At 68.8% G+C, this 8703-nt stretch carries 7 protein-coding genes; 2 read left to right on the top strand and 5 right to left on the bottom strand.

Annotation, left to right across the window (positions count from 1 at the left end; all coding sequences use genetic code 11):
• The 4 genes from GH736_RS24415 to GH736_RS01630 all read right to left on the bottom strand — a co-directional run.
• The coding region (locus GH736_RS24415; protein ID WP_203230617.1) for an SDR family NAD(P)-dependent oxidoreductase at positions 1-225 on the bottom strand (225 nt) is incomplete at its 3' end.
• The gene (locus tag GH736_RS01640; RefSeq protein WP_159599612.1) at positions 222-1460 is read right to left on the bottom strand and encodes a glycoside hydrolase family 1 protein; all 1239 of its coding nucleotides are present in this window, start codon (positions 1458-1460) and stop codon (positions 222-224) included. The genes GH736_RS24415 and GH736_RS01640, both read right to left, overlap by 4 nt.
• A 76-nt stretch (positions 1461-1536) precedes the next feature.
• Positions 1537-4227 carry a family 78 glycoside hydrolase catalytic domain gene (locus tag GH736_RS01635; RefSeq protein ID WP_159599610.1) on the bottom strand — a complete coding sequence of 897 codons (2691 nt, stop codon included), beginning with the start codon at positions 4225-4227 and terminating at the stop codon, positions 1537-1539.
• A 55-nt stretch (positions 4228-4282) separates the two neighbouring features.
• Positions 4283-5614, bottom strand: a complete 1332-nt coding sequence (locus GH736_RS01630; protein ID WP_407922317.1) for an MFS transporter — start codon at positions 5612-5614, stop codon at positions 4283-4285.
• Positions 5615-5792: 178 nt separating this feature from the next.
• Here GH736_RS01630 and GH736_RS01625 point away from each other — a divergent pair, with 178 nt between their 5' ends.
• Positions 5793-6476 (top strand): TetR/AcrR family transcriptional regulator, encoded by a 684-nt coding sequence (locus GH736_RS01625; protein WP_159599606.1) that lies wholly within the window; start codon positions 5793-5795, stop codon positions 6474-6476.
• Positions 6477-6789: 313 nt separating this feature from the next.
• Here the strand turns inward: GH736_RS01625 and GH736_RS01620 are convergent, their stop codons facing one another.
• On the bottom strand, positions 6790-7845 hold the full coding sequence (locus GH736_RS01620) for a zinc-dependent alcohol dehydrogenase family protein (RefSeq protein WP_159599604.1): 1056 nt from the start codon (positions 7843-7845) through the stop codon (positions 6790-6792).
• 288 nt (positions 7846-8133) lie between these two features.
• Here GH736_RS01620 and GH736_RS01615 point away from each other — a divergent pair, with 288 nt between their 5' ends.
• Positions 8134-8670 carry a flavodoxin domain-containing protein gene (locus tag GH736_RS01615; RefSeq protein ID WP_159599602.1) on the top strand — a complete coding sequence of 179 codons (537 nt, stop codon included), beginning with the start codon at positions 8134-8136 and terminating at the stop codon, positions 8668-8670.
• The last annotated feature ends 33 nt before the right edge of the window (positions 8671-8703 follow it).

Below are 8703 nucleotides of genomic sequence, written 5' to 3'. Positions count from 1 at the left end.
GCTCGCGGCGCGAACGCCGTACCGGTCGGCGAGCTCCCCGGCTGCCGCGCGCGCGGCGTCCTCGTTCAAGTCGATCAGCAGCAGGTCGGCACCGGCTTCGGCCAGACGCGCCGCGATGGCCTTGCCCAGCCCCTGTGCGGCACCGGTGACGACGGCGCGACGGCCGGCGAGCGAGAGCAGGTCGGTCAGCGAGCGAGTCGAGACGTCTGCGAACGGGAAGCTCACGCCGCGACCTCCGCCGACTCGAGCCCGTTGCGCTGGGCGACCGCCCCGAGCCAGGCGAGGCTCGGCTTCGGGGTTCGCACGAACGTGTCGCGGTCGACCGCGATCAGGCCGAACGTCGGCTCCCAGTGGCCCCATTCGAAGTTGTCGAGCAGCGACCAGTGCAGGTAGCCGCGCACGTCGATGCCCTCGGCGATCGTGCCCGCGAGGCCCCGCAGGGCTTCGTCGGTGTATCGGATGCGCTGGGTGTCGTCAGCCGTCGCGATGCCGTTCTCGGTGATCACGATCGGGGTGTGCTCACTCACTTCCCAGGCGTGGCGCACCGCCATCGCCAGCGAGTCGGGCCGGAACGACGTCCCGACGAGCGTGTTGTCGGGGGCGGGCGGGTGCGGCACGAGTCCGTTCGCGTCGACCTGCTGGCTCGAGTAGGCCTGCACTCCGACGAAGTCGTCGCCCCGGCTGCCCTCCCAGTACACGTCCTCCTTGCCGTAGCGGATCTGGAGGAGCTTCTCCTGGCCGCCGGGCGCCGCGGTCAGCGCGCCGGCCGCGATCGTCCAACCGACCTTCGCGCCGGTGCGCTCGCGTACGATCTCGCGGGCCGCATGGTGGATGCGGGTGAACAGGCGCCCGATCTCGGGATCGGCGTAGGTGAGGAACTCGCTGTGGGTCTGCTTCTTCTCGGCGTCGCCGTCGGCCTCGACCGTTGGACTGGTCCACTCACCGCCTGATGCCGCGAGGTGGCGCATCGCGGTCATGATCGCGGCCTGCATGTTCGGCTCGTTCATGGTCGCGACCCACTCGACGCCGTCGAGGATCGTGCAGGCCTGCTCGACGTACGCGCAGAACAGCTCCTGCGCCTCGGGACCGTCCCAGCCGCCGAGCGCGGCGAACCACTGCGGCGTGGTGAAGTGCTGCAGCGTCACGACCGGGGTCACGTCATTCCCGAGGCAGCAGTCGATCACCCGTCGGTAGTGCGCGAGTTCGGCCTTCGAGAAGTACCCTCGCACCGGCTCGATGCGCGACCACTCCAGGCTGAACCGGTACGACGTCAGTCCGGCTTCGGCCAGCAGGCGGATGTCCTCGGCGTAGCGGTGGTAGCTGTCGACGGCGTCGCCGGAGAGCTCCATGCCGGGCATCATCTGCTCGCGCGCCCACCAGTCGCTGTTCACGTTGTTGCCCTCGATCTGGTGGCCGGCGGTCGCCGCACCCCACAGGAATCCATCGGGGAATGTGGTCATGGGTTCGTTCCTCTCGTTCGTTGGGCGGGTGTGATCTCGGTTCTGGATGCCGCGTGCCGATGCCGCGGCGACGGGGTCACGCCGTGGCGGGCGCGGCATCGTGCGCGGGCACTGGTGCCGATGTCGTGAATCGGCCCGCCGGGATCCGGTGCTCGGCGCCGTCGGGCATGACGACGCGGGCGCTCGTGCCCGACGGGATGTCGGCGGTCAGCGACATCCGCTCGCCCTCGATCCGCCACTCGACCGTGATCGTGCCCTGCGGGCCGTCGTGGGAACCACGTGCCCACGTGAGCCCGCCCCCCGGAACCGGCTCGATGACGACGCGCTCCCAGCCGATCGAGTCGGCGTCCTGCCGGAGCCCGAGGGTGTGGGTGTGCAGGAACCGCATCGCGGCGCCCTTGCTGTAGTGGTTGAGGGACTCGTGGGCGTCGCCGTGCTCGTCGATGCCCTCCCAGTCCTCCCAGACCGTGGTCGCGCCGCGGTCGAGCATGTACCGCCACGACGGTGCGCTCCGCTGCTGCAGGAGTTCGTACGCGACATCGGCCCTCCCGTGGTCTGCGAGCACGGGGAGCAGGTCGCCGGTCGCCAGGAAGCCGGTACCGACGTGCGTGCCTGCCGCCGTGATCAGCGCGACGAGGCGGTCGGCCGCGGCCTCGCGGAGCTCGTCGGGCACGAGGCCGAACGCGAGAGCGCGGACGTAGGCGGCCTGGGTGTCGGTCGTGGTCGTGCCGTCGGGGCGGAGGTACGCCTGCCGCCAGGCGTCGGCGATGCGCTCGGCGCTCGCCGCGTAGCAGGCGGCATCCTCGTCGCGGCCCAGGATCGCGCAGATGCGCGCGAGCGTCGCGGTCGACCGATGCAGGTACGCGGTGCCGACCTCACCCTTGTCTGCCATGAACCAGGCCATCGGGTTGTGCGTGATCGGGTCGATGCGATTGCCGTCGGCGTCGCGCTGCCGGGGCTCGGTCCATTCGCCCCAGTGGAACGTGCCGTCCCAGAGGTACTGCTCGAACGGCTGGGGCTCAGCGGAGGCCTGCACGCGGGCGAAGTGCCTGGTCGTGCGCGCCTGCTCGAGCGCCCACTCGACCCAGCGCACCATCGAGTCGACGTTCTCTGCGAGCACCTGTTCGTCGCCGTACGCCCGGTAGAGCTCCCACGGCACGGCGACGATCGCGTCGCCCCAGCCCGACGAACCGGTCATCATGGCGAACTGGTCGTCGAGGTGGTGCTTGATGCGCCGGCCGTCGGGCGAGAAGTTCGCGATGCGGCCGTCGTCGAGCTGGTCGTCGCGCACCGAGCGGAGCCACTTGCGGCTGAACCCGTTCACGTCGTAGAGGCGCGTCGCCATCGGCGCGAAGACCTGGTAGTCGCCGGTCCAGGCGAGTCGCTCGCGGGTCGGGCAGTCGGTGGGCACGTCGACCGCGTTGCCGCGGAAGCTCCAGTCGGCGATCTCGTGCAGGCGGTTCAGGTGGTCGTCGCTGCATGCGAACGCTCCGGTACGGCGGAGGTCGGTCTGCACGATGCGCAACTCGAGGGATGCCGGTGCGAGTGTGCCGCCGTCGGACCTCGTGATCCGCGCGTACCGGAAGCCGTGCACCGTGTGGCGGGGCTCGAAGTGGCCCACCTGCTCTCCCGCGACGACCTCGTCACGCTGCACGAACGCCTTGCGCCCCTCGGGCCGCTCGGCGTCGAGGTGCGATGTGTCGAGATCGCCGTCACGGCCGAGGGCCTCGCCGTACTCGAGCACCGTGCGGGTGCCCGGTGCGCCGAGGTCGGTGAGCCGGACCCACCCGGACGCGTTCTGCCCGAAGTCGGCGAGCCACGCGCCGTCGGCGAGGCGGCGGAGCTCAACCGGCGTGCGCGTGTCGACGACGCGGACCGGTGGCGCGGGCGACCAGTCGATCGATGGTGCGTCGACGACATCGACGAGTACGGATGCTTCGGCAGCGCGCGGCGCCGAGAGGTCGAGTGTCTGCCCGTCCATGAGGTCAGCGCGCGTGATCGCCGAGCGGCGACTCGTCCACGTCTCGTCGCTGACCACCACCCGCCGAGTTCCGTCGGCGAACTGGAGGTGCAGTTCGATGCGGGCGCCGAGCGTCGTGCCCCATCCGGCGGGAAGCCGGAACGCGCCGACCTGACCGCGGAACCAGCCGTCGGAGAGCTCAAGCTCGATCGCGTTGCCACCGTCGCGGACGAGGGCCGTGACGTCGGCAGCCTGCGCATAGAGCGTGCGGTCGTACGACGTGGAACCCGGCGCGAGCTCGACCGTGCCGACGCGCTCGCCGTTCACGGTCGCCGTGTAGACACCAAGCGCAGTCGTGTAGAGCCGTGCGGTCACGACCGCTTCGTCGACCGTGAAGCCGCCCGCGAGGACGTGGGCCGCGCGCCGCCCGTATCCGGAGTCGTCGTCAGAGCCGACGGGCGCCTCGACCGGCGAGATCCAGTGCGCGGTCCAGTCTTCGTCGAGGAGACCCGCCTCGAACATCGCGAACGCCGCCCACGCGGCATCCGTCGCTCCCTCGGACGCGACGCGAACGCGCCACCGCACGTGCTGACCGCTTCGCAGAGCCTGGAACGGCCAGTCGACCAGACGACGGCCGGTCACCTCGGCGACGAGCGGCTCAGCATCGTCGATCACGGCTTCGACCACATAGGCGGTGCGGATGTCGCGGTCGACGGGGTCCTTCCACGAGAGCCGCGGCGTGGCGCCGGTGACGGTGAAGCCGTCGCCGCCTGCGTCGACGGCCAGTTCGGAGGGTGCGGTGAGCATGGTGGATCGCTTCCTTCGCTGCTGCTGCTGGGAGATCGGGGCGGGGGCGCCCTGGTCAGCGGATCGACTTGACCTTGAGCAGGATGATGAGGCCGCCGAAGAAGGCGAACCCGCCACCGAGCAGGTACAGCAGGGTGTAGTTCTTCTCACCGCCGGTCGCGCCGAGCATGATCACCAGACCGGCCAGCAGTGGCGCGACCGCGCTCGGGATCTTCTGGGCGAACTGGATGACTGCCATGTATCGACCCGCTTGGTCGCGCTCGGGAATGATCGCGTAGACGATCGCCTGGTCGACGGTCGCGAACACGGCGATCGTGAGCTGCATGAGCACGGCGCCGGCGACGATCTGCGGAAGCGACCACGCGGTGGCTTCGACGACGGCGCCGACGACGAACAGCACGGCGGCGATCATCACGAACAGGCGACGACGCTGGAGCTTGTCGGAGAGGAACCCGCCGGCGATCGCACCGATGGCGGCTGCGAGCACGCCGATCATGCCCACCGTGGCGACCACGCCGGCGACCTCTCGCACCGGCATGTCGAGGCGCTGAGCGTAGAAGAACGTGCCGAAGGTCGTGTTGAAGTACAGGCCGATGAAGAAGACGAAACGACCGAGCCAGTTCCACGCGAAGTCGGGGTACTTGCGGATGTTGAAGCCGTAGCTCGCGAAGACCGACTTGACGGTGACCTGCGTCGAGGGAGCGAGATCCTTCGAGCTGCCCTCCGGCTTGATGAGCGGGAAGAGCGCGAGCAGCACGGCGCCGATCGCGCCCGGCACGACGAAGACAAGGAACGTGTTCGACGACACCGCATAGGCGACGCCGATGCCGAGCACCGGTGCGATCTGCGTCATGAGGCCGGTGAGCGCCGACACCTTGCCGCGTTGCGACTCGGGCAGCTTGTCGGCCTGGATCGTCTGCAGGGCCGCACCGGCGATCGACCAGCCGACCATGCCGAGCACCCAACCGGCACCGACGACGAGCAGGCTCGGCGCAAGGCCGATGACGACGAGTCCCGCGAGGCCGATCGCCGTGCCGAGGTAGATGAACGGGCTCCGACGGCCGAACCGCGAGCGCGTGCGGTCGCTCCAGATGCCGACGAGTGGGCTGATGACGAGGTAGACGGCCTGTGCGATGCCCGTGATGAAGCCGAGGAACTCTTCGTGGCCCGGCGCGAGCTCGGTGATCCGCACCGCGATGCCGTACGAGAGCGGGACCATCATCGCCATCGATGCCCCGAAGCTCGCGAGCATGAGCCAGACGATGTAGCCCTTGCTCATCCGCTGCTGCGGCTCGGCCACCGCGCTGTCGACCACCGGCGCGATATCCGCGTCGGACACGGCGAGACCGGCGGCTTGCTCCGCGCCCGGCTCGTTCTTCGTCACCATTGACTCCTTCATCGCTGAAGCCGACCACGCGATCGTACGCGGGCCGTGCTGAGGGATTCCTCAAAAGTAACCAGAATGGTTACCTTGTGGCCAAGAGTAACCACAGCGGTTACGATTGGCAAGTCGGCTTCGGATGCAGGTCTGCCACACTCGATGAATGCGCCGACAGGGAGAAGACATGCACGGTTCGAACTCCTCGGCGATCGCGGTGGGGCTTGACGCCCCGGTGCCGACCTCCGCGCCCCGGGGCCGCCGTGGGCCGTACGCGAGCACGCCGGCACGCCGCGCCGAGATCGTCCGCGCCGCACTCGCGAGCTTCGCCGAGCACGGTTACGAGCGTGCATCTCTCCGCGACATCGCCGCCAGGGCCAACCTGACGCACGCCGCACTCCTCCGGCACTTCGCCAGCAAAGACGATCTCCTCCTCGCCGCCCTCGCGCAGCGCGACGACGACGACGAGGAGATGGCGCGCCGCATCATGCAGTCGAAGGTCTCGGCCGAGCGCGTGCTCTCCAGCGTGCTCGCCGACGAGTTCGCCCACCCGGAACACCAGCGCAACTGGTTGGCGATCACCGTGGCCGCGACGAACCCCGAGCACCCGGCGCACGATTTCTTCATCGCGCGACGCGAGCGCATGCGCGTGCACTTCTCGAGCGGTCAACTCACCACCGCACACGACGGTGAAGAGCTCACCGCAGACGACAAGGTCACCATGCTCATGGCAATGATCGACGGACTTCGCATCCAGGCCCTTCTCGATCCGTCGCGCGAGACCCTGCCCCTCCTCGAGACGTTCATGCGACTCATCACGACCGACGACGACCGGCGCGGCACCCTCGATGCATCGTCACTGTCAGGTTGACCACGCGCATGCCGTAACACGCGCGCCTTGGCCCAGCGCAATGGACGGCGCAGCCACCTCTTCGTCCGCGGCGATTCACCCGAAGCTCGTCCGGGAACCAGCGGAGGTCACGGTGATCAACGTTGGATGAACGTGAACGCCACCCACGCACCGCGGTTGTCTCGACCGATCTCGGCATCATCAGGGCTTCGTTGCCCGGGCGATGTTCCCAGTCCTTCAACTCTCGGCATTCGGAGATCTTCGGCGGTGCCCCGGATAGCGGAACCCGCCCCCGGCGAGATCGCGGGGAAATGAACTGCAAGAGGCAACGCAATCACGCCGTGAGGATGACCTTGAGCGCCTTCGTCTCGGCCGCGCGGGTGAAGGTGTCGTAGGCATCCAGGATGTCCTCGAGGCGGAAGCGGTGGCTGATGAATCCGCCCACGTCGAGTCTTGGCTGCGCCAGCAGCTTGACGAGCATGCGCGATGTGTCCGTGTTGACGAGCCCGGTGGTGATCGTGAGGTTCTGGATCCATGCCGTCTCGAGCGGGAAGCTCACGGGCTTGCCGTGCACGCCGACGTTGGCGACGTGGCCGCCGGGCCGCACGATCGCCAGCGACATGTCCCAGGTCGCGGGGACACCGACAGCCTCGATGGCGACATCCACGCCGAGACCGTCCGTGAAGGCGGTGACCTGCTCCTTCCAGTCCGGATCCGACGAGACGATGCCGTCGCTCGCGCCGAAGCGCTTCGCCTGCTCGACCCGGTTGGCGTCGATGTCGATCGCGATGACACGGCTCGGTCCATAGAGCGCGGCGGTGGTCATCGCGGCGAGCCCGACCGGGCCGGCCCCGATGACCGCCACGACGTCGCCCGGCTTGACCGCGCCGTATCTGATGCCGATCTCATGCCCCGTGGGCAGGATGTCGCTGATCATCGCGGCCTCTTCGGGTGCCACCCCCTCGGGCACCTTGTGCAGCGAGGTCTCGGCGAACGGCACCCGCACGTATTCGGCCTGGGTGCCGTCGATGAGATGTCCGAGGATCCAGCCGATGCCTGATGCTCCCTCGTCGGCGAGGCAGTGCGAGTACATGCCCTCGAGGCAGTAGCCGCACTTCCCGCAGGCGGAGATGCACGAGACGATGACGCGATCCCCGACGGCGATCTCGGTCACGGCGTCGCCGACCTCTGTCACGACACCGACTCCTTCGTGACCGAGGACGCGTCCGGGCTCCACGGTCGGAACGTCACCCTTGAGGATGTGCAGGTCCGTGCCGCAGATCGTCGTCGTCTCGATCTTGACGATCGCGTCCGTGGGCTTCCGGATCCGAGGAGCAGGAACCTCCTGCCAGGTGAGCGAACCCGGACCGTGATACACCGCTGCCTTCATGTTTCCTCCTCAGTCTCAGTCGCCGCACTGATCGGATATCCATCGTCCGCGTCGCGCAGGAGGATCAACAGGGACCTTGGGCCCGCGTCCGCCGGACGATCGGGCACTTCCGCTTCCCTCCAGGTCTTGGCCCGGTCAAGTTCGTGATCCGCTTCGACACCGGCCTCCGAGTTTCGAACGTCCCGTCTCCCACCGCCATCGCTCGGGACCTTCGTCACTCACCGCCGTGCCGCGTCGCCGTACCGTTCCGGATGTACCAGTCGCACCGCGGCGGACCAGGAGGTCATCATGAAGGTGCTCATCGCCTACGCGAGCAAGTACGGCGCGACCGAGGGCATCGCCCGGCGCATCGGCGAGACACTGCAGAAGCGCGGGCTCGAGATCGACGTCGCGCGCTGCGCCGACGTGCGCGATCCATCCGGCTACGACGCCTATGTCATCGGCTCAGCGACGTACGCGTTCAACTGGCGGAAGGATGCCCGGAAGTTCGTCGAGCGCAACGCCGGCGTGCTCTCGGCTCGCCCGACTTGGCTCTTCAGCAGCGGTCCGCTCGGCACGGAGACGGTCGACAAGGACGGGAACGACGTCCTGAAGGGGGCGGAGCCCAAGCAGTTCGCTGACTACGCGGACCTCCTCCACCCGAGGGGTGCTCAGGTCTTCCGCGGCGCATACCACCATGACAAGATCCGCGGCGGGGATCGTATCGTCGCGTGGATGCCGGCCATCCGCGACATCCTGCCGGAGGGCGACTTCCGGGAGTGGGACGCGATCGACGCCTGGGCGGACTCGATCGCCGACGCCCTCGGCGCGATTGCTCGCGGCTGAGGCGGCAGAGTCGCCCTCGAACGGCGCGCTCGG

It is taken from the genome of Agromyces humi, from assembly GCF_009720255.1.
In the GTDB taxonomy this organism is placed as follows: Bacteria; Actinomycetota; Actinomycetes; order Actinomycetales; family Microbacteriaceae; genus Agromyces; species Agromyces humi.
Note: the sequence above shows the minus strand (reverse complement) of the source record. Positions and strands in the feature narration are given on the sequence as shown.